Annotated in this window: 17 protein-coding genes; 8 read left to right on the forward strand and 9 right to left on the reverse strand. The window is 37.1% G+C overall.

Translation table 11 applies throughout. The features are described 5' to 3' along the window. Positions 1-76: 76 nt before the first annotated feature. The 3 genes from KCV26_02765 (at position 77) to KCV26_02775 (ending at position 3,648) form a co-directional block, all read left to right on the forward strand. Positions 77-1,948 carry an ABC-F family ATP-binding cassette domain-containing protein gene (locus tag KCV26_02765; protein WZX37331.1) on the forward strand — a complete coding sequence of 624 codons (1,872 nt, stop codon included), beginning with the start codon at positions 77-79 and terminating at the stop codon, positions 1,946-1,948. Between the two features lie 6 nt (positions 1,949-1,954). Further along, positions 1,955-2,962: a phosphatase PAP2 family protein gene (locus tag KCV26_02770; GenBank protein ID WZX37332.1), complete on the forward strand. Its 1,008-nt coding sequence runs from the start codon at positions 1,955-1,957 to the stop codon at positions 2,960-2,962. Positions 2,963-3,069: 107 nt separating this feature from the next. Then, positions 3,070-3,648 carry a rubrerythrin family protein gene (locus tag KCV26_02775; GenBank protein WZX37333.1) on the forward strand — a complete coding sequence of 193 codons (579 nt, stop codon included), beginning with the start codon at positions 3,070-3,072 and terminating at the stop codon, positions 3,646-3,648. 171 nt (positions 3,649-3,819) lie between these two features. On the opposite strand, the gene KCV26_02780 is transcribed toward KCV26_02775, so the two are convergent. From KCV26_02780 to KCV26_02820, 9 genes are all read right to left on the reverse strand, one after another. After that, the gene (locus KCV26_02780) at positions 3,820-4,677 is read right to left on the reverse strand and encodes an alpha/beta hydrolase (protein WZX37334.1); all 858 of its coding nucleotides are present in this window, start codon (positions 4,675-4,677) and stop codon (positions 3,820-3,822) included. Between the two features lie 134 nt (positions 4,678-4,811). After that, positions 4,812-5,744 (reverse strand): dihydrodipicolinate synthase family protein, encoded by a 933-nt coding sequence (locus KCV26_02785; protein WZX37335.1) that lies wholly within the window; start codon positions 5,742-5,744, stop codon positions 4,812-4,814. 4 nt (positions 5,745-5,748) lie between these two features. Beyond that, a complete protein-coding gene (locus KCV26_02790; protein WZX37336.1) occupies positions 5,749-7,578 on the reverse strand; it encodes an FAD-dependent oxidoreductase in 1,830 nt (609 codons plus the stop codon). A 221-nt stretch (positions 7,579-7,799) separates the two neighbouring features. Then, positions 7,800-8,942 carry an exo-alpha-sialidase gene (locus KCV26_02795; GenBank protein ID WZX37337.1) on the reverse strand — a complete coding sequence of 381 codons (1,143 nt, stop codon included), beginning with the start codon at positions 8,940-8,942 and terminating at the stop codon, positions 7,800-7,802. Positions 8,943-9,170: 228 nt separating this feature from the next. Then, positions 9,171-10,643 (reverse strand): RagB/SusD family nutrient uptake outer membrane protein, encoded by a 1,473-nt coding sequence (locus tag KCV26_02800; GenBank protein WZX37338.1) that lies wholly within the window; start codon positions 10,641-10,643, stop codon positions 9,171-9,173. A gap of 12 nt (positions 10,644-10,655) precedes the next feature. Beyond that, on the reverse strand, positions 10,656-13,682 hold the full coding sequence (locus KCV26_02805; protein ID WZX37339.1) for a TonB-dependent receptor: 3,027 nt from the start codon (positions 13,680-13,682) through the stop codon (positions 10,656-10,658). Positions 13,683-13,851: 169 nt separating this feature from the next. Beyond that, positions 13,852-15,357: a hypothetical protein gene (locus KCV26_02810; GenBank protein ID WZX37340.1), complete on the reverse strand. Its 1,506-nt coding sequence runs from the start codon at positions 15,355-15,357 to the stop codon at positions 13,852-13,854. 5 nt (positions 15,358-15,362) lie between these two features. Next, positions 15,363-16,316, reverse strand: coding sequence for a hypothetical protein (locus tag KCV26_02815; GenBank protein ID WZX37341.1), 954 nt, complete (start codon positions 16,314-16,316; stop codon positions 15,363-15,365). Positions 16,317-16,357: 41 nt separating this feature from the next. Next, complete coding sequence (locus KCV26_02820) at positions 16,358-17,092, reverse strand: FadR family transcriptional regulator (protein ID WZX37342.1); 735 nt, start codon at positions 17,090-17,092, stop codon at positions 16,358-16,360. Between the two features lie 728 nt (positions 17,093-17,820). Between KCV26_02820 and KCV26_02825 the strand changes: the two genes are divergently transcribed. The 5 genes from KCV26_02825 (at position 17,821) to KCV26_02845 (ending at position 22,004) form a co-directional block, all read left to right on the forward strand. Further along, on the forward strand, positions 17,821-19,170 hold the full coding sequence (locus KCV26_02825) for a tyrosine-type recombinase/integrase (protein WZX37343.1): 1,350 nt from the start codon (positions 17,821-17,823) through the stop codon (positions 19,168-19,170). After that, positions 19,167-20,054 (forward strand): hypothetical protein, encoded by an 888-nt coding sequence (locus tag KCV26_02830; GenBank protein WZX37344.1) that lies wholly within the window; start codon positions 19,167-19,169, stop codon positions 20,052-20,054. The genes KCV26_02825 and KCV26_02830 overlap by 4 nt, the downstream gene beginning before the upstream one ends. A 108-nt stretch (positions 20,055-20,162) precedes the next feature. Continuing rightward, a complete protein-coding gene (locus tag KCV26_02835) occupies positions 20,163-20,471 on the forward strand; it encodes a helix-turn-helix domain-containing protein (GenBank protein ID WZX37345.1) in 309 nt (102 codons plus the stop codon). Positions 20,472-20,473: 2 nt separating this feature from the next. After that, positions 20,474-20,869, forward strand: a complete 396-nt coding sequence (locus KCV26_02840) for a hypothetical protein (protein WZX37346.1) — start codon at positions 20,474-20,476, stop codon at positions 20,867-20,869. After that, the gene (locus KCV26_02845) at positions 20,844-22,004 is read left to right on the forward strand and encodes a hypothetical protein (GenBank protein ID WZX37347.1); all 1,161 of its coding nucleotides are present in this window, start codon (positions 20,844-20,846) and stop codon (positions 22,002-22,004) included. Before KCV26_02840 ends, KCV26_02845 begins: the two co-directional genes overlap by 26 nt. Positions 22,005-22,344 lie beyond the last annotated feature (340 nt).

Below are 22,344 nucleotides of genomic sequence, written 5' to 3' on the forward strand. Positions count from 1 at the left end.
TTGTACCGGCGTTTATCGCACAAAATACAGGGTCCACACTAACGTGACGATCGCCAAAGACAAAATTTACTCAACTATGGCAAATCCATTATTGCAAATCGATACGCTAACCAAAAGCTTCGGCGATCGGATGCTTTTCCGCAACATCTCTTTCGGGGTTGCCGAAGGCGACAAAATCGGTCTGATTGCAGGAAACGGCGCGGGAAAGACCTCATTGCTGAACATCATCGCCGGAAAGGAACCCAGCGATAATGGGAGAGTTGTTTTCCGAAACGATATCCGGTTTGCTTACCTGGAACAATCGCCGCAGTTTGATCCCGGACTCACGGTACTCGAAGCTTGTTTTCAAACCGAAAACGAAGCGGTGAAAGTAATTGCGCGATACGAAGAGATCATGGAATCCGGCAATCATCTGGAGCTGGATGAAATTTTAGCAAAAATGGATTTGCTCAAAGCCTGGGACTACGAACAGCGCATCCGGCAGATTCTCAGCCAGCTGAAGATCTTTCAGCTCGATCAGAAAATCGGCGAACTTTCCGGCGGGCAAGTCAAGCGGGTAGCGCTGGCAAACACCCTTATCTCGGAGCCGGAACTGATCATGCTGGACGAACCGACCAACCACCTCGATCTGGATATGGTGGAATGGCTGGAGGAGTATCTTTCCCGCTCGAACATCAGTTTACTGATGGTTACCCACGACCGCTATTTTCTCGATAGGGTATGTACGCAAATCATCGAAATTGACGATCGTCAAATCTACTCCTACAAAGGCAATTATGCCTATTACCTGGAAAAGCGCGGTGAACGCATCGTCGTACAGAATGCCGAAGCTGACAGCGCACAAAACATCTACCGCAAAGAGCTCGACTGGATGCGCCGGCAACCGCAGGCCCGTGCTACCAAAGCAAAATCGCGCATTGACGCGTTTTACGAACTGGAAGAGCAGGTCAAACAACGCAACCAAGCCAACGACATAAAACTCTCGGCGAAAGGTTCGTATATCGGCAAAAAAATATTCGAAGCCAACCACATTACCAAAAGTTTTGGCGACATTAAGATTACCGACGACTTCAACTATATTTTCACCCGGTACGAAAAAATGGGGATTATCGGTAACAACGGCACCGGCAAATCGACGTTCATAAAAATGTTACTGGGGATCGAACAACCCGATTCAGGAAACTTCGATATCGGAGAAACGGTGAACTTCGGGTATTACAGTCAGGAAGGGCTGCAGTTTGATGAACAGACCAAGGTCATTGACGCCGTCCAGAAAATAGCCGAAGTCATAGATCTGGGCAATGGGAACAAACTCACGGCATCACAGTTCCTGCAGCATTTTCTCTTTGCTCCGGCCAAGCAACACGATTTCGTCTACAAGCTGAGCGGTGGTGAAAAACGCCGACTGCACCTCTGTACCGTGCTTATCAAAAACCCCAACTTCCTGATCCTTGACGAGCCTACAAATGATCTCGATATCATTACACTCAACATACTGGAAGAATACCTCATCGGATTTAAAGGCTGCCTGATCGTTATTTCCCACGACCGCTATTTTATGGACAAGGTGGTGGATCACCTGCTCTGTTTTCACGGAGACGCCGAGATCCAGGATTTTCCGGGGAACTACACACAATACCGCGACTGGAAATCATTGGAAGACAAACGGGTTGCCGAAGAAACAAAACCACCAAAGCCGATAAAAACTTCAGAAAAACCTGTCCAACAAGAGAAGACCAAACTCACGTTCAGGGAAAAACAGGAATTTGAGGGGTTGGAGGCAGAAATCCAACGCCTTGAAACGGAAAAAGAACAATTGGCACAACAACTCTCATCGGGGAATCTCTCGTCAGAAGAGCTAATCAACGCATCAAACCGCATATCGCAAGTCGTCAGCCTGATTGACGAAAAGACCTATCGCTGGCTGGAGCTGAGCGAATTCGCCTGACTTCTTATGCCAGAGAAAAACTATACATCCTTCAGAAAAAAGAGGAACTTCTTCGGAGTAGAAATTCTCACAGCCGGTTATGTCGCAATTACCTCTGTCATTGTCATCGTTCTCTGGAACAGACTGGATAATCCGGGTTCCTTCTTGTTGGCTCGTATGCTAATTATCAGCGGAATGTTTCTTGCCTATTCCGCCACGTCTATGCTTAACTTTGCACCGGCAACGGCTTTCGTCCGTGTCCTCTTCTCCGTAGGACTTATCACTTACTGGTATCCTGAAACCTACGAATTCAATAAAATATTTGGGAACCTGGACCACGTTTTTGCTTCCGCAGAGCAATCTATCTTTGGGTTTCAGCCGGCCCTGGCCTTTTCGAAGCATTTTTCCTCGGAGTGGATTAGCGAAGCATTCTACATGGGGTATTTCTTCTATTTTCCCATGATGATGTTCGTCATTTTGTACTGTTTCTTTTATCAACGGGAGAAGTTCGACAAATTAACTTTCATATTCTTGGGATCGTTTTTCCTTTATTATTTCTTGTTTATCTTTATTCCCGTCACCGGCCCGCAATTTTATTTTCCGGTTATAGGAACAGAGAATGCAGAAAACGGATTTTTTTTGAATGTTGGCAATTATTTTTATTACAACAGCGAACTGTTGCCCGTTTCCGGTTATGGGGATGGATTATTCAACCGTTGTGTCAGGGTATTGCAGGCAATGGGAGAACGGCCCACTGCCGCATTTCCAAGTTCGCACGTGGGCATATCCACTATACTGATGATGTGGTTATATAGAAATAATAAAAGAATAATGTTCATTGTTTTCCCGTTATACGCTCTTCTCTGCGGAGCAACCGTATATATCAAAGCACATTACCTGATTGATGTTTTTGCCGGTTTCATGAGTGCCTTCGCTTTTTATGGTTTGTTCGCGTTGTCTTTCGATAAGCTATATGGCCGCCGGGGTTCGGTTGAGACCGGAAGCCCAAATCCGACAAAACAGACAACTATTTAGACATAATTTAAATTTTGACCTGCAGATAAGTTGAGCGCTAAAACGGTTATTTAATTTTGTATCTTTGTGAGAGTAATATATTTTAAAATTTTATAAAACAACCAATTATGAAAAGTGTAAAGGGAACCCAAACAGAGCAGAACCTGCTGAAATCTTTTGCAGGCGAATCTCAGGCAAGAATGCGCTACACATTCTTCGCAAAACAGGCCAAAACAGAAGGGTATGAGCAAATTTCGGCCATTTTCCTGGAAACCGCAGACCAGGAGATGGTGCACGCAAAACGTATGTTTAAATACCTGGAAGGCGGAATGCTTGAAATTACAGCAACTTATCCGGCAGGAATGATCGGCACAACTGCGGAAAACCTAAAAGCCGCCGCTGAAGGCGAGAACGAAGAGTGGACCGATCTCTATCCTCATTTCGCCGAAGTGGCCGAAGAAGAAGGATTCAAGGAAATTGCCACCATGTACCGGATGATTGCCAAAGCGGAAGCAGTCCACGAGGAAAAATACCTGAAGCTACTGCAAAGGGTACAGGACGGGACCGTTTTTGTACGCGAGGAAGAGATCGAATGGTATTGCCGCCACTGCGGTTATGTGTTTACAGGCAAGAAACCGCCGAAAAACTGTCCGACCTGCCTGCATCCGCAAGCCTATTTCGAACCCAAAAACAGTGCGGATTATTGATAGAGAATGCTAAAAATGACTCGTTCTAAATACGCGTTACAGGGTTTATAGGACAAAAATAATTAATGTATCAAAAAGGTTATCCCATGGTTTATTTTGAAGTGAACCCCGATAAGTTGGACAAAAAACTACCGTGGAGCACTACACCATGAGATAGCCTCTTTTGGATTGCTAATCGAATCTATTCAGGAAACTAAATGTCTGATTAATAACATCATTAAATTTTGATTGTGAGTATAAAAAATATCCATGAATACCTTCTCCATGAATAATCAAATCACAGGAGTTCCCTAAAGAAACTATCTTTTTTTGAAAATTTATGACACCCTCAATTGGCACCACATTATCTTTCATACCATGAAAAATAAGAATAGGAGGTAAATTTCCCTTGATGTTATGCAAGGGCGATAATTTTAACCACTCATCCCCTATCTTCTTATTTCCGTACCCTTTTATGGAAGTGTCAACTACTGGATAATAAAGGATCACATACCGTGGTTGTGTAGAAATTGCCAGGTTGTCGGATTTTTCATTGAGAGTATCAAATAACAGTGCGCCTAAAGCAAGATGACCGCCAGCTGATAAACCACTTAGGGTAATCTGTTCTGAGTCGATTCCTATCTCACTCGCATGTTCTTTCACATAGCGAATGGCAGTTTTTACATCTTTAACACAATCGGAGACTGTGTGGTTTTTGGAGAGATTTAAAAGCCTGTATTCAATGGAAATACCAATCCATCCCTCTTTAACGAACTCCTGCAGTATTGCATATACCATCGTAGGATTACCTCCAGCCCAACCTCCTCCATGTATCCCTATAATGCATGGTTTTAATAACTTATTGCTTTTCTCTGCAGGTTCTAGAATATGCAGCTTCAATTCGTGATTATCTACTTTCTTGTAAGTGATTTTTCTAGTCGGGTGAATTGAAGCGTTCAACTCATCAACGTAGCGATGGTTATCCTGAGAATACGTTTTAAAATTCACAATTAATAATGTCAACAATATAATAAGCAAATTATATCTCATCTAGAAATAATCTTTATTTGTTATTCATACATGACTGAGTAGAATCCTTTCGCATAGTTAAGTTGGTTTACTTTTGTAGTTAATCAAGACCGAAAGAATACGTATCTCTTATAGTATTGATAATCTGGCAAAATTCAAACTTTAAAAGAGTTTTGAATTAGATCAAATAGTTCATTTGTCTCTAACTCTTCTATCATTTCCTTTGCCTCGTCATTACTTATCGTTCTTAATGGAAGACGACATGGGCCACAATCCATATTTGCAATCTTCATAAGATATTTTCCAGCAACAATACCTCCTCCATGTCTGCTTATGATGTTCATTAACCTTACAGACTTTGCCTGAAGTTGTCTTGCCAAATCTACATTATTGTTATTGAATGCATCTATCATTTCATAATACAACTCAGGGATCAAGTTGTAGGTTGTTCCAATACCGCCTTCAATACCGAGAGTTAATCCAAACAGTAATGTTTCATCAGATCCATGTAGAATATCAAATCGCATATTATCGAAGAGTATGCATTGCTGCATATCCATGAAATTGCTATTGGTATATTTAATCCCGACAAGATTGGGTATTTCATTTTTGGCCTCTCTTAGTAGATCAATCATATTGAAATTAATGCCTGTTCGTACTGGAATATGATAATAATAAAATGGAATGCCTGGAACTACATCTGCGATTATTTTTATATATGATACAAGATCTTTGACCGTTTTGGGTTGGAGAAACGTAGGTCCCATAACTGACAATGCATCCACTCCTATATCTTCTGCATATTTTGCCAAAACCTGTGAGTCCTTGTATGAATTTGCGCCGACATGAACAATAAGTTTAAACGTTTCCGAACGTTCTCTAGCCCATAAATCCATAATTGATTTTCTTTCTTCTACACTTAGCAGCATTCCTTCCCCTGAAGAGCCGAGAATAAAAGCTCCCTTTAGCTTCTTTTGCTTTAATTTATTCGCGTAAGCTGGTATTAAATCCTTGTTAATTTCTCCATCCTGTCTAAAAGCCGTAAAAACAGGTGCAATTAAACCTCTTATTTTTGTAAATTGTATCATAAAATTATTTTTTGTGTGTTTTGTTTCCTTCTGATAATTTTTCTATTAAATGTTTTAAATACTTGTAATAGATTTCACGAGGTTGAATATTCCTTTCTTTGCATATAGATGCTGCCAACCCAACCACTTCCCCCATCATAGATATTGTTCTCATCACCCTTACTGTCCCCAACGCTATGTGAGTGACGCTGATATTTCGGCCTGCCATAAATAGGTTAGTAATGTTCCGGGAGTAAAGACAGCGATAGGGCACAGCATATGGCGATATCTGATGTTGCACAGCTCTTGACAAAAATGGTTCTTCGTCAAAATTATCAAAGTAGATAGGATAATGTAAATCTATACTCCAGGTAGTGGTAAACGAAGCATCAGGATAATAGATTTGGTTGATGATATCTGTTTCGGTTAAGATCACATCCCCTAATAACCTTCTCGATTCCCTTTTACCTGCGATATAGGCAATCCAGTTCAACGAATAATGTTTATATCTTTCACTCCTTTTGCTGTTGTTTTTAATAAACGACCAGTTACCGAAAATTACCCTCAGTGCGTAATCCCTGATGTTTTCTACATCCAGAGCCTGGTCTTTAAAGAAGCCAGTTTCCCAGTTCCAATCCCCTTTGATTTTATGTTTACATGTTTTTTCGTTAAATTGTACAGCCCAAGGGCAGTCTGGAAAAGAAGTCTCTTGTTCTTGTGCAGTAGCATACCACTGGCAAGAAGTACCCATAACCAAATTATCCGCTTCATCAGGAGCAGACGACTCATCTGTCATCTCTTTACTTTCTCTACCAACCCTGTAATCTGCTCCTGCCAGAAACCCCAGGTTAGCATCACCGGAACAATCAGCAAAGTAAGTGCCTTTAAAGATATATTCTTCGTCGTATCGACAATTTACTCCTCTGACAGCGGTAATACGATCACCATCTTTTGTTACGGCAACCACGTGAGTCTGCAAAAACAAGGAAATATTTTTTTCAGCTTTCAGAGTCTGCAACTTTAAAGCATCTTCATAGTTTGATGCAGGTCCACCATTGTGAATCTTTTTTTCCGGATACTTTTCTATGATTTCAAAGATTCTTTTGCTTCTTTCTGATGTCGGATCCTTCTTAGCTTCCCATAACGTCCAATGCCCTATGGGTCCAAATTCATCAACCAACCTCCCTAATTCAGAATAGGGCTCTTGGTAAATGAGTCCCGACAGTCCGACGCGCACTTCTGAACTATTATTGCCACCCAGTATCTCTCTGTCATGTATCAACGCAACTTTACAACCGTTTCTTGCAGCTGAAATAGCAGTTGAAATTCCTGCGATACCTCCTCCTACAACAACGAGATCGAAATTGCCATATTCTTTAATTGGAGACAAGTTGAATTTTTTGCGAAATAATCTCAAAGATGAGTAGTCGTTTGGAGGCACAAATGCGGGTTCATCTGTGATAAAAATAGCATCACATCTACCATTAAACCCTGTCAGATCATGAAGGGCGATTTCGATATTGCCGCCCTCCAATTGTATCTCACCTCCATCCTGCCAATGCCAAGCTGCATCCTCAGTACCAAAAGTTGTAGCTAACGCCTTTTGGTTTATAAGCACCTGAAATTTTCCCGGAAAGTAATTATTATTCCAACTAGCAACCCAGTTTCTGGTTCGGACCCAAACTTTATACATGCCCGAAGATTTGATGGTAATAATGGTTTTCGCATCTCTTACAGGTATTCCTAAACCATGAGCCATCAGATAGGACGAACCCATAGACACAATACTCTGTTGATCTACTACCCAACCACCAATATCCTCAAAATGCTCCGCTTCTATAAAAATACTCTCCATTTTTTATTTGATAAATCTGATTAATAGCATGTCACAGGAATCTTGTAGATTCATTTGGCATATTATTTATTAATTATAATCTACATTTGGTCATCATCAACCAAGATCACCTGCTGCTGATGTAAAAAACCATTTTTTCGAAACTTATGTTATATCGTCAAAACGAAGTGAACAGCAATTCTACTTTTTCAACAAGACAAAAATTGCTATACTGTTACCATTCACCTCTTGACTCCGTTGATTTCTTCCCATGGAAATTCTAATCTAACAATATCAGGCGAATTACTAACTGATTTCACATAAGTGATAGTATTAAAAAATGTTTTACCATTCTTTTTAGTAAAAAAAACTTCGGCATAATATGCATCTCCTGGACGCTGATCCAAAGTGACATAAGTTTCCAGATGCAAGGTTTTAGGATCAATCTTATATAAATTAAGACTGTATGGATTTGTATAATCTCTTCCCAACAAATACATTGCCCCATCTTTTAGAAAAAGTCTCGGTCTACCAATTATACTTTGAACACAATTGTAATTTTCAGTTAAATTGACTTGCTTTACTAGTTTAAAATTATTGTCCGTGTGAAATATCCATTGTTGGCCATCATATCCTCGTGTTGTTACAATAAAACCATCACCATATTTAATGAAAGAACTTTCATTTATATCTATTTCTCCAAACTCAAAGCTTAAGTTGCGAACGAACTCCCAGGATTTTCCATTATTATTTGACTTGATTACATGAACTTCTCCATATTTCCACCCTTCTTTCCCTATTTTTCCCAGCAGTTCAGGAAAAGTCATCACCAACATATAAACTTGTGATCCAACAATTATGTCTTCAAAAACATATCCGTATTCAATCCCGTTTACCGGCCCCATCTTTTTCATCACCTCAAAGCTCTCGCCATTATCCTGTGATCGAGAATAATAAATCCCTATTCGGTGATTGTTTCTATAGTTAGGTGTAGGTACTATTTTCTGCATGTCAACGTAATTAACAATATCACCATTTGGGAACTTCACCCATTCTCCCATTTGAAAAATTAATCCATCAATATCGCCAATTATTTTTGTTTCAAGTTCCTTTTCCTTTATTACATCATACTTCATAATTTCTAGCTTAGCACCTGGGTCTCCACCGTGTGCCTCACCGCGCTTATATGAAATCAATACCGTGGAAGGGTTGATTTGCAATACGGATGGGAAAGCAAGATAAGACCATCGGTCCAAATCTTCTGATGCTTTCAGTACTTTTTCATATTTTGTTCTGTATTTCAACTGAATGCACTCTTTATCTTTTTCACTTAAATTCTCCATCGCTGTAAGCGTATTAGGAAGAATAATGAGGATAATCGACATTACTATATTGTTTATGATTATCTTAATCATCGTATGATGACTATGAACACAACACTTTTTTTTCATTTCCTTGAATATTTATTAATTTTTATTGGCTATAATCCTAAGATAATTATATTTACTACTTTTTCTTTATTAATAAGTTGTAAAGGTACGACATAGCAATCTCATTAAAAAGAATTACTAATTCCGTGAAATAAGAAATTATATCGAACTTTAGTAAAACTGTTATTTAAACCCGGGATCTATTAAGAGATTTGGATTCTCATTAGTAGCCCTTAAAGGGATAGGATAAAAATAGCGATCTTTTGTAACATTTCCGCCATAGTTATAGGGCGTGAGAAAAGCATTCATAACGTCAAGTGCTCTATCAGTCCTTACCAAATCAAACCAGCGAATATTCTCTCCAATAAACTCCCAACGTCTTTCATTTTCTATCCACAAACGAAAATCATCCTGAGATTGAATTTCAGCTGAGGTTTTAGGTGCTAAACCAGCACGTAGACGAAAATTGTTCACTATGTTAAAAGATTCCCCATCCGCTACAAATCCAAGTTCATTTAGACATTCAGCGTAAAGCAACAAAACTTCGTCAAATCGGTAGTCAATATAATCGATATCCCAATCGTGTGCTGTTGAAACAGGTCCATCTTGATATTTTCTGCAGTAAGGTTCATTATCAATAAGATTTCCATTTGTATGTTTCCATACTTGTTGTATGGATATGGGCAAACGGAAATCATTTGATTCAAAACTATTAACTAAATCTTCTGATATATGAAGACAAGCTGCATTACCTCCAAATATTATACCTAACTCTCCTGATTTGGCTATGTCTCTGGGTGCATTTCGTGAAGGAAAAGGATTTCCCTGATTTCCAACTCCAGATAAACAAGTAAATGATGCTACAGACTGCTTACCTGACTCATTTGCGTATAAAAAAATGTCTTCAAAGTTAGGAAAAAACTCAAATTGATTCGAATCAATAACCCTTTTTAACCAGTCTTTTGCTTCGTTCCATTTATTGTTTTTAAGTGGATATCCACTCTCAAATACGAGTACTTTTCCCATATAAGCAATTGCCACATATTTGTTAAAACGACCTGAAATGGTAGAAGAAGGTAATAAATCAGAAGCTTTTGTCAAATCTTCTTTTATAAAGTTATAAACCTCTTGCATGGTTGATCTTTCTACAGTATAACTTTCAGATAAAGTTAATGTTTTATCTATGATTGGAACTCCTGCATATATGCGAACAAGATCAAAATATACCATTGCTCTTATTAAGCGAGCTTCGCCTTCAATTTGATCGCGATTCATTTCAAAATCCACTTTCTCTAAATTTTCTAAAACAGTATTACATCTATTTATTGCATTATAACTAGCAGCCCACATATCATTTAGTAAGGGAAGAGCACTTGTTTCTTCAAATCGGGAGGTCTGTCCATCGTCATAATCTTGCAATTGGAATGTGTTGTCAGATCTTGATTCTGTTAACCTGAAATAAATGTGATCTCGCAGTTTATATTGCCGAAGTATGTAATAACAACCTGCAATAGCTTGATTAAATTGATCTTCGTCGCTAAAAAATGTTGCAGAACTTTTTTCTGATATTGGATATTGATTCAGTGAATCACAACCAATAAAAAAAGTTGTAGATAAAGTGGTTATTAGAAGTATTGTAATCGTAATTTTCTTCATGATTTTTATATTTTAAAAAGTACACGAAATACCTATTGTATAATTCTGAGATATAGGATAAGTAGTTGCAGAGTCGTTGTTAGGTACTATAGCAGAGTTGGATTGATTTGCTGTAGTTGGGGCATGATTGTAATGATCATACATATATACATTATCTACGCTTAATTTAAAATTCAAGGAACTAATGATATTTTGGTTTTTCAAAAAACTCTGTGGTACTGTGTAACCAAGTGAGATATTACGTAATGCAAAATAAGTTTGATCAAACAACCAGAATGAAGATGGGGTGGTCATGTTTGCAGATACAACAGCACGTGGGACCTTACCGTTACCTGGATCCTCTTCTGATTTCCAACGATCTAACCAAAACTTCCAAACATTACCTCTGGATTGTCCATCTTGACGACCAAAACTTCGAAGAATTTTACCTCCAACCTGACCATCGACAGAGAAACTCAAATTAAAATCCTTATATGTAAAAGTATTTGTCATACCGTAAGTAAAATCAGGATACGCATTACCTTGAATAAACTTATCATCATTATCTATGACGCCATCCTTGTTATAGTCAATGTATTTTGTATCTCCTACTTTTTGAGTTTTATAATGCGGATTGGAATCAAAATCTTCCTGATTCATGAAAACACCATCAGTGCCAAACATATAGTAACTTCCTATCGGCTGACCAACTTCAGTAATAGTAACCATATATCCATCTGCATACCCATAAATTGGTGCATTATCATCACCTAACTTTAATACTTTGTTTAAATAATTGGAAATATTGGCATTCGTTGTCCAGGAAAAATTCTTCCTGTAAACGTTTGTTGTGGTGAGTTCAAATTCGAACCCTTGGTTCTCTACTTCACCCAGATTCTTCATTGCGCTGCTGAAACCCGTAACTTGAGGTATATTCAAGTTAAGTAGAAGATCTTTTGTTCTCGCATTGAAGTAATCAACATTAAACTGAATTCTGTTCTTTAGAAATCCCATTTCGAGACCTACATCCAGAGTATGGGTTTTCTCCCATCCTAAATGTGAATTCTCATACCCACCAATAGAATAACCAGGAACTACATCATTACCCCAAACATAGTTGTTGGAAGCGAGTGTAGAGTAAGGAGCATAATTCCCAATATTGTTATTTCCGGCAACTCCGTAACTCCCTTTTAATTTTAAATTGCTTAGCCACGTTAAATCTTTCATGAATTCCTCTTCAGATATACGCCATCCTAATGAAACTGCTGGGAAATAACCCCATTTGCTATCTTTACCAAAACGGGATGACCCATCTCTACGAAGAGAAATATAGCCTAAATAGCGATTTTTATAAGCAACATTAAATCGAGTAAAAAATGACATCATTGTCCATTTATTCATACTGCTACTGGCTCCAGTCATATCGGTACCGGCGTTCAAAGTTTTTACCTGGTCGTCAGCAAAACCTGATCTGGCTGCATAAATTGAATAGTATGAATTCTCTTGATAGGAAAATCCCCCAATAGCCCCAAATTCAATATCTTTAAATAATTTTTCATAACTTAATACGTGCTCTGTCAGATAGTTGGTATTTTCTGTTGACTCTGCAAATCCTGAAGAACCTTTACCTCTAGTTAAATTAGCCATTATGTATTGCTGGGTAGTACTATTATTGAGATAGGCTCCAAAGGATGAACGCAATTTAAATTCGGAAGTAAATTTAACATCGGCATAAACGTTGGCTCTTATTTTTCTGGTTTTGTGAAATCGTGTTTCATCCCGTAACTGAGCTAAAGGATTGATGATAAAAGAGCCGGCATATGGATAATATCCTCCATTTTCCGTATTTTGTTCAAGTCCAATAACAGGAGGAGTTAGTTGAATACGACTAACACCTGCAGCATTGGAGGAGGTTTGAGGGTCATTTTGTTCTTCTTGGGAAGCATTTAAATTCACTCCTATGTTTAAAAAGTCTTTTACTGAGCCTTCAACATTAGATGTAAATGAGAGTCTGTTAAAATCGGTATATAAAACCACTCCTGGTTGATCTAACCAGTTGGATGAAATATAGTACTTGACATCATCCGTTGCTCCGGAAACCGATAACTGATACTTTTGCATAAGAGCGTTCCTTGTAGTTATGTCATACCAATCGTGATCGGGCAAAGAAGCAGGATCTGTCAACCATAATGGATCAATTTGATAGGCTGCGGCCCTTTTAGAGTTGTCATTATTTCGGTTACCTCCATTTAATTCATAGGTATTATTCCGCTCCTCTATGGCAAATTCAATCCATTCATCTCTATTCAATACGTTTATCTTACTCCATGGGCGTTGTACAATCAAATCTGTATTTAACTGAACAACCGGCTTTCCTTTTGTACCTCTTTTAGTTGTAATTAATATAACTCCTTGTGAACCACGTGAACCATAGATCGCAGTCGATGCCGCGTCTTTTAAAACTTCAATTGATTCAATATCACCTGTAGTTACACTTCGTAGATTATCAACGGGAAAACCATCAATTACATATAACGGATTGTTTGAAAAATTAATAGATGAAATTCCACGAACTTTAATATCCATTCCTCTGCCTGGCATACCATCCATTTGCATAACACGTACTCCGGCAACTTTTCCAATTAACGCTTCATCAGCTGAACCTGTTCCGCGACTGATTAAGTCCTCTCCTTTAATTGTTGAAATTGCATTTGTAACGTTAGATCTCTTTTGTGACCCGTAACCAATTGCAACAACTTCGTCCAAATAAGTGACATCTTCTTTTAGAATCACATTTATAACATTTTGCGTAATTGGGACCTCAATGGATTCATACCCGATATACGAAAAAACCAATATTTCCCCTGGTTGTGCGTTAATGATGTAATTTCCTTGAACATCACTTACAGTTCCAATCGTTTTTCCTTTCACAACAATATTTACACCAATTAATGGCTCACCGTTCTCGTCAGTTGTTAAACCCTTAATTGTATTATTTTGCGAAAATAAAATTAACGGTAATAAACAACTAAAAACAATAAAAAACATTCTTTTAATCATCGTTCAAATTTTTAGGATTAATTGTAAATTAAGTATGCACATATAATGATATTAGTAATTTATAAACCAGTAACAATCTGTTTGAGGTATTAGAGACTATATCGCTGTTTCTATTTTATTGAATTATTATATTTTGTAATTTGCATGTGGTGGATTAGGGAATAAATTGTCACACTTTTCTTCCATTGTTTCTTCTTATTATTAGCAAGTTGTCAATGAAGCTTAAAAGCACCCCAAGAATAATACCTCCGACGAGTGAGAAAGTGGTAACCCACAACGATGAAATACCAAACAATTCAAAGAAGGCAATAAGAATTGCAATTGCTAAAGAAAACACTCCGGCTAAAACAGAAGATCTGTCAGTAGCATAAGGCACAAACAAGGCCATAAAGAACAAGACAAACAGAGGAGCGACTACCAGATTAACCACTTTTTGAATTATATCAAATAGGTTCCCCGTAATATACGGTAGAAAAAATGTGGATAGAGCTACCAAAATACCGAGTATAAATGAGATTTTTTTAATTAATTTTAAATCACTTTTATCATCAGATGACTCTTGTCTTCTTTTTTTCGTTCTTTTCTTAATGATATCTTCCAGAATTACTGTAGAACTTGAGTTTAAGCCTGAAGATAAACTTGACATTGCGGCAGCTAATAAGGCAGCTGTAATTAATCCCGTCAATCCCGGAGGAAGCCCAACCCTTATGTATAACGGAAATAGTGAATCCGCATGATCGTATATGGTTCCTCCATTTTCCATTAACTCAGGATTATAAAAGAAAAAAGCCATTACGCAGATTCCCGCTATAGCCAACAGAATTTTAATAAGTCCGCCACCCCAAAGTGATATATTGTATGAGGATGAAGCATCTTTTGAACTTTTGGTGGATAAATACCTTTGTATTGCCATTTGATCAGAGCCCGCTGTACACACCTGTATGACTAATATCAATATAATAATATTTCCCACCGTCATTCTTTTAGTAGGGTGAATTCCCCAATCAAAGGCTCCCCAGTGAGCATATACTGAAGGATTAAAAAGAGATTGATCTGGACTTAGCTGGCTTATTACAAAAATAATTGTCAGAATGAGTCCGAAAAACATGATAAAGGATTGAGCTACATCAGTTCTGACCACAGCCTTTATCCCACCCATGGTAGTATATATAACCGTCAATATTGACAAGGCAATGCTTATATAAGGAACTAGTGAACGATCAATATCTAATATGGGAACCATTGCTATGTCAACAGTAGCGTAAATAATAGTGGTCATCCATAAAAAACGCAAGCACAGGAAGAAAAGCACAGCAAGTTTTCTTGTATTAGATCCCAGTTGAATTTCTAAAATTTCATATGCGCTTTTGACGTTCATTTGCATAAACTTAGGAATTAAGAATTTCCCAACAATCCAGTTCGCAAGAGGTAAAGCCAAAATACCCGCTAAAAAAACCGGTCCATACTTAATCATTTCACCCGGATATGAAAGATAGCTTAATGTACTGAAAAGAGTGGCAAACAACGAGATACCGATCATAAAAGGGTTCATTGTTTTGCCTCCAAGAATATAATCTTCAGCGGTTTTGTTCTTTCGTGAAGACAAATATCCAATTAATAACATTAGTACAAGGTATGCTATTACAATAATCCAGTCTAAAATTGAAAAATTCATATTTGTTAATTCTTTTTATGACCTGATGTTTTTAATAATGCATAAGACATGGCGGATAGAACATCCTTTTTGTTTTTGTCTAATTCTGCACCATTCTTACATGAATATAATTTCAGAAACTCCTTTTGAATGAAGTTGAAATCTTCCTGATCTGCAAAATTCCCCAAGGCAACATAAGCCTCGTATTGATTAATGGATTCATTCCTTTTTGCTAGAATTCTCAATTTCTGCTTGATCAGATTGATGTAATGACTTTTTCGTTCTTTTTCGGGGCAGGTACTTAGTGCACCGCTTAACAGGTAAGTTGAAAAAGGATATTCAGTAGGTTGATTTATTGCTCTTTCAGCAACACTTTGCCATGGCTCCCTTTCCATTTTTCCTAAAAATTTTAACCCGTATGCCATTATTCTTCTGTAATCTGAATTATCAGATTGAAGTGTTTTGAATAAAGTTGTATAATCTATACTGGAGAGTGATGAATCTGGACAAACATAAGACCAATTCAGGTAAGCATTACAGATGTTGTTTTTTCCAGAATCCAGAAATTCCAATTGAGGAATGTTTTTCAGGGATACCGACAACTTGGCGAGACTTTCAACCGCGTGTATAATATCAGGGCTGCTTGGGTTCATATAGATTTGAAGGATTTTCTCAATATATCTATTTTTTTTATCTGTATTCTTCTCGTTCTTTACCCTGCATCTCAAATATCCAATTCTTTTTTCAGGAATATTCTCATAATTTATCTCCAATTCATTTAATATCGCGTCTACGTCTTCATTAAATCCTAAATCTATCAAAAACTCTATCGCATGAATCTTGTTCCAAAAAATGGTATCATTAACTGTTTCGTATAGATAGTTTAGTGCAATCTCTTCTACACACAATTGATTTCCATTAATTGCAAATGAATTAGTTAGTATAAAGGATAATAACAAAAAGGATAAAAATCGATTCACAGGTTTAACTCTTTTTGGGAGATTTCAGGGGTTTAACTAATCTACAAAACTTGTCTTCTCTCTTTAATATACATATGATAAGGCAATAGATGCCTTTTAATTACATTTTCATACCGGTCACTATCTCGACTCTCAATTGCCTTAATGATATCAAAATGAGTGGCCTTTAGATTATTACTATTCATCTTTTGATTAAAAATTGCAAACTCTGAACTATCATAAAGTCTGAAACGCATCGATATAATGATCTGCATTATATCGATCAACGTCTGGTTGTTCACAATTTTATAAATAACAGTGTGAAATTTAATCTCATCTTCTGTCGATAACCGAACATCCTTGTTTTCAATCATATGCAACGGAAGCACCTCATACAGATCCCTGATGTCTTGCTCCTGTAAATTTTCAAACAAAGAGGGTATTATACCGATCTCTAAAATATATCTTAAGTCAAGCAGATCCAGATATCTCTCTTTGCTCAATAGCTTTGGATCAATAATCCGACTAAAGTTTTTCTTCATATCGGGTTCTTGTAAAAAAATCCCCTTCCTTTTTCGGCTGTTGATTATTCCAAATGAGTGCAACCTGCTGAGGGCTTCTCTAACAACATTTCTACTTACATTCAATTGCTCTGACAGTTGACTTTCATCAAACATGAATTCATCACCCGGCTTTAAATGACTCTCTTTTATATAATTGAGTATTGCCTCTTCTGTCAGGTCAACCAGAGTGGTAGTCCCTTTTTTGATTTCGAGTTTTCCTGTTATATTTTCCATTATATAGTATAAGTATTATATGTCCTACATAATAACATTTGCAAATGTATTAATAATTCAATTCATTGATATCTAAATTATGTTAATAAAGCAAAAAAGCATCGATTTTAGTAAAAAATATGACGTTTTTTATTCTTCCTCCAATGAATGGACAATATCAGAAATTTGAATAAAACCCTAGGGATATGTTTATAACGTCACAACAGTTTACAGAGATAACAATTATCTAAGAGAATGTAAATTAATAATCCAGAATACAGGGATAGAACAGAAAACGAGCTAATACATCGAAGTATTGGAAATTTGATTCAGATGAGAAGAATTAGATTGGATGGGCGGCAAATTTTGCAATCCCTTTTCTGCAAAGAATTTCAATAGAATTAGAGGAAGCATGTATCGTGCAAATGTCGCGCAAGCAATAAAAAAAAGCTATCTTCCTGCATTACAGTCCAATAGCTTTAATAACGTATCTTAATAAGTGACCCCGACAGGATACCTATAAAGAAAGAACAATTTTCTTACATTTTATTCAGTATCGAAAAATGATAAAATTAATACCATTAATAAACAATGAAATATACTTTTGTCTTTATCAGTAAGAATTAAAAACGGTAAAGTTAAATAAAATTAATATCTTACTAATATTCTTACTTTTCTCTTTTTTCTTACCTTATTTCTTACTTTAATTTTTTACATTTGTGAAGTGTTTAATCAATCATTTTTTCACAATGGCAAAAGTAAGTTTTTATTTAACCGACAAAAACGCGAAAGACGAAACAAAACTATTTGCGTTTATCAATTACGGATTGTTTGTGTATGATGAAAATGGTAAAAAGAAATATTTACCGTTGAAATACACAACCAACATTGAAGTTATTCCGGCGTTATGGGATAACAAGAAAAATCGCGTAAAGGAATCTTTAAAATGGGCGCAACCTGAAACTTTTGAAATAAGTAAATTTGCAGTTGAGGAATCGGCACGAAAGAAATATGAATCGATAAACAACGAAATAGCCCAATTTGAGCAATCCGCGAAAAGTATCGTTTCAAAATTAACCGTTAACGGCAGACTTCCGCGCCACGAACAAATAAGAAATGAGTTAGACCGGATTTACAACCCGAAAAGATTAATCGGCAGTTTGGAGCAAATCAATTATCAATACTTTGATTTAATACAATTTATTGATCATATCGTTAACACCTCAACGAAATTAAGGAACTCAACAAAAAAGAATTACAAAGTAGTTAAGAAAAACGTTGAGGATTACCAAAAGAAATTCAAAGGAACAATCACACCCCAAAACGCCGATATTGATTTTTATAATTCATTCGTGAAATATCTAACAAGTTTAGGTTTAGGGAAAAACACAATCGGAACGCGGATAAAGATAATTAAAACAGTCCTGAATTATGCCAACGAAAGGATTGACAATGTATGCCAGGATTATAAAAAAGAATCATTTGCAAAACCGAGTGAGGAAACGGAGGGCGTTTATTTAACCCAAGACGAATTAAACTCCATTTCCAACCTGAAATATTTACCACCGTATTTGGAAAAAGTCAGGGATTTGTTCATAATTGGATGCGATACCGGTTTGCGTTTTTCCGATCTTTCAAGGTTGACAAAAGATAACATTAATTCGGATAACACTATCAGCATAAAGACACAAAAGACCGGTAAAGTTGTTGTTATACCAATGACACCGCGAGTTAAAACCGTATTTGAAAAATACAATTATGTTTTGCCGGACAGTATCAGCAATCAAAAGTATAACGAGTATTTAAAAGATATTGCACGCCGGGCGAACTTAAAAGAATCTATTTCAATTACCAAAACCATCAAGGGAATGTTAGTTACCCGCACCGTTGAGAAATGGGAACTCGTTACGAGCCACACCGCGCGCCGATCCTTTGCAACCAATGCGTTTTTGGCAGATATTCCGGCAATCGCTATAATGAAAATCACCGGGCACAAAACAGAATCCGCGTTTATGAAATATATTAAAATGACCGCAAAGGATAACGCCACAAAATTACAATCACACAAGTTTTTCACTCAAATGGCGGTAGTAAAATGAAACCAATAAAGAACATTTTAAATTTAAGTTTGTCGGAATTATTGTTTGAGTTGTACAATGCCAACGAAAGATTTATTTTTTCAGGTATTGATTATTACAACCATATAAGGATCAATACTAATAATTTAGATATAAAGTATTTATATCAATTATATTCAGATTTTTATCAATTTATTCGATTGGAGGTTTATCTAATATATTACAATTCTGAAAAATATAATCTTACTACAATTATCAATGATCACCCCTATAATGATACAATTGATTACGATGTAATTGATTTGAGCGAACCAAAAGATGATGTTTATTCTTTGTTGGAAATGTGTTGGGATATTACCGGTTATAATGATAATGTTAGATTTGAAAATGAGTTAGGGAATAGATTGTTAGAGGATTATTATTCAATATTAGATGATATTTTTTTATCAATGAATATTGATAAAAAAAATCGTTGGGGGGATAAATTATTGAAATTATCTTACCAAAATAATAAACCCCTAAAGATTCAGAATATTCAATTACAATATATTGATTTGTTCAATGTAGAGTATCGCGATGATATAATTCAATCGAAATTTAAACAATGGTTGGTCCGCGAACATTTCAACGAATCAAATGAAATAAAAAGTCCAACAAATTTTGCACGTGTGTATTATTTTTTGAGGGAAAAGGGTATTACCAAACAAATATCAAACCAATCAAAAGTGATGCGTACATATTTTGGCAATTTTGGAGTTGAAGTTGTTGAGAGATACAATCCGGAGAATGATGCACCGCAAGTTGTACGCAAAACAGTTACCGGAGAGTCGGCAGAAACACACGAAATGTTAGGAATGACACAAAAGGAGAAAAACACCTTATTGAGTATATTTAAACCAACCTAAACTAACTTAAAACTAACTTCCTAAATTCCGTTTATTCCGTTCCGGAAATATGGAAATGCGACCGGGTAAAAACACGATAAGTTTGCATAAACCAATAAAAAAAGGTATATGACAAACGAGATTATTTTAAACGGAATCAGTTTAGAACAGTTAGAAAACAGTATCAAAACAATCGTATCGGAAACGGTACAAAATGCAGTTGCCGGATTAACCTCAACGGCAAAAGACGAAACACCCGAACTTATCACTCGAAAAGAAACAGCCGATTTATTAGGCGTTACTTTGCCCACGTTACACGTTTGGACGCGAAACGGAGTTATACCCGCCAAACGTATCGGAACACGCGTAAGATACGAGAAACGCGCCGTATTGGATGCGCTCAAAGATATTGAAACAATTAAGTATCGGAGGGCGTGAAAATGGCAAAAAAGAGTTTAATCCAATCGGCAATCAAAGGAATTTTTAGACGAAACACTTCGCACCCCGACGTATGGGATTTAAACCCCGACACCGGCGATAAGATGCCGTTTCAATGGTTTAGGTTATCAGAACCCCGCGAACATTATCTAATAGCACAGGGCGCGTTAAAAGTAGCCGAGAGCCACCACAACGGCGTTAAGGTATTGCACACCGGATTAAGGCGGACAGTCGATGAAATGATCTTTGCCGGGAATCTTTACAACCCGGTTAATGAGAAACGGAGTTTATTGTTATTCGGATGCGATCCGGTCGCGCACACGATAACCGTTTATATGTTTGCAAATAGGAATCCGCGAAACATTAACAAGTATGTTGAGGAGGTGCAGAATGATTGACGGCGTACAGGGTTACAATGTTCAGACCAATATCGAAACCGACCGCGCCACGATTGACGGTTTACAATTTACGCGCGATAAGAGTGAGGGATTTTGGATGAAAGGCAGTTTGCATAAATTCCACAATAAGGGCGCGCACAATGCCGATGACTTCCGTTATACGGATTTGGTTGAAACGGTTTACAGACTTCAAAAAGAATTATCTATAAACCCCGAAACTACACAAATATCGCGCGTTGAATTTGGCGTTAACATAACATTGCCGATTGATGCCTATAATGTTATCGATAGTGTGGTATTATTCAGGAATGACACCGGAGGTTATGACAATGTCATGCGAACCTTTCAATTTAGTGATTACGTATTTAAGATTTATAACAAATCGAAGCAGTCCGATGTCAATGATAATATCATACGCGTTGAGGTAAAAGTTACACGTTTGCGCTATTTGAAACAAAACAAAATCCATGTTCAAACACTTGCCGACCTATTGGACGAAAACGTCTTAAATGGGCTGAAAAGAGTGTTAGTCGATGCGTTTAAGGATTGTTTGATTATCGATGTCCCGAAAGAGAAAGTTAAGAAACTAACAACGCCACAACGTTTGGAATTGGCAGAATACACGAACCCGATTTTTTGGAATAGAATCCGGCGCGACAAAACAAGAAATATCACACGCGAAAAGAAAAAGTGTTTGAAGTTTATTGATGAAATCGGAGGAACGGATTTAAAAGAAAAACTACTTGCTGAAATAACCGATAAATGCGATTATTTATTGAACTTTTCAGAGCTGGAAAGTGTCAGGATTTTCCACCAAAATAGTAAGCAGAAAAATAGCGGAGTGTCAGGATTTTCCATTTTAGATGATAGTATGAAAAATCTGACAAACACACCCGCGCCAAACATTATCAATTGTGCCGGTTGTGGAGCGATAATAAACAACCCCCGCAAAGGGCAAAGATTTTGTTCCGCAAAGGTTGTAGGATACGAAAAGGCGCACCGATGCCGAAATAACGTTAGCAATCCAAAGAACAACACACAACGTTCAATCAGGAATGTTTTATCTATTCCATTGATGTTTGATTTACGCGATATGATTGATAACAAAAAAGAGAAATATTTGGATGCCGTTTGAACCGACCGCCGGAGGATCATAAACAAACATTCAGGTAAACATAAATAACTCGCGCGAGGATTGTTCAAAAAGTGAATGATCCTTTGCCGGTTAAGGTATGCACCCCCTTTCACTATCAAATAAACACGCGTTCAGTCCCCCGTAAATTTTCCTCAACATTTTACAGAATAATCCGATATGTCGATTAACCGATTATCGTTACCGTTACGATTGATCAGCCACAACACGATTAACCGGAAAGAGCCGGCAGGATGCGTTAAAGTGTCGATAACGATGTTACCCGGCAAAAGAACAATGAGCCGAAATAAGGCGATTTAAGGCGTTATAATTATTTTACAGG

The organism is Petrimonas sulfuriphila (assembly GCA_038561985.1).
In the GTDB taxonomy this organism is placed as follows: domain Bacteria; phylum Bacteroidota; class Bacteroidia; order Bacteroidales; family Dysgonomonadaceae; genus Petrimonas; species Petrimonas sulfuriphila.

Coding starts and splice junctions, on each gene's coding strand:
- KCV26_02765 (WZX37331.1), top strand. CDS start 77: ATGGCAAATCCATTATTGCAAATCGATACGCTAACCAAAAGCTTCGGC.
- KCV26_02770 (WZX37332.1), top strand. CDS start 1,955: ATGCCAGAGAAAAACTATACATCCTTCAGAAAAAAGAGGAACTTCTTC.
- KCV26_02775 (WZX37333.1), top strand. CDS start 3,070: ATGAAAAGTGTAAAGGGAACCCAAACAGAGCAGAACCTGCTGAAATCT.
- KCV26_02780 (WZX37334.1), bottom strand. CDS start 4,677: ATGAGATATAATTTGCTTATTATATTGTTGACATTATTAATTGTGAAT.
- KCV26_02785 (WZX37335.1), bottom strand. CDS start 5,744: ATGATACAATTTACAAAAATAAGAGGTTTAATTGCACCTGTTTTTACG.
- KCV26_02790 (WZX37336.1), bottom strand. CDS start 7,578: ATGGAGAGTATTTTTATAGAAGCGGAGCATTTTGAGGATATTGGTGGT.
- KCV26_02795 (WZX37337.1), bottom strand. CDS start 8,942: ATGTCGATTATCCTCATTATTCTTCCTAATACGCTTACAGCGATGGAG.
- KCV26_02800 (WZX37338.1), bottom strand. CDS start 10,643: ATGAAGAAAATTACGATTACAATACTTCTAATAACCACTTTATCTACA.
- KCV26_02805 (WZX37339.1), bottom strand. CDS start 13,682: ATGATTAAAAGAATGTTTTTTATTGTTTTTAGTTGTTTATTACCGTTA.
- KCV26_02810 (WZX37340.1), bottom strand. CDS start 15,357: ATGAATTTTTCAATTTTAGACTGGATTATTGTAATAGCATACCTTGTA.
- KCV26_02820 (WZX37342.1), bottom strand. CDS start 17,092: ATGGAAAATATAACAGGAAAACTCGAAATCAAAAAAGGGACTACCACT.
- KCV26_02825 (WZX37343.1), top strand. CDS start 17,821: ATGGCAAAAGTAAGTTTTTATTTAACCGACAAAAACGCGAAAGACGAA.
- KCV26_02830 (WZX37344.1), top strand. CDS start 19,167: ATGAAACCAATAAAGAACATTTTAAATTTAAGTTTGTCGGAATTATTG.
- KCV26_02835 (WZX37345.1), top strand. CDS start 20,163: ATGACAAACGAGATTATTTTAAACGGAATCAGTTTAGAACAGTTAGAA.
- KCV26_02840 (WZX37346.1), top strand. CDS start 20,474: ATGGCAAAAAAGAGTTTAATCCAATCGGCAATCAAAGGAATTTTTAGA.
- KCV26_02845 (WZX37347.1), top strand. CDS start 20,844: ATGTTGAGGAGGTGCAGAATGATTGACGGCGTACAGGGTTACAATGTT.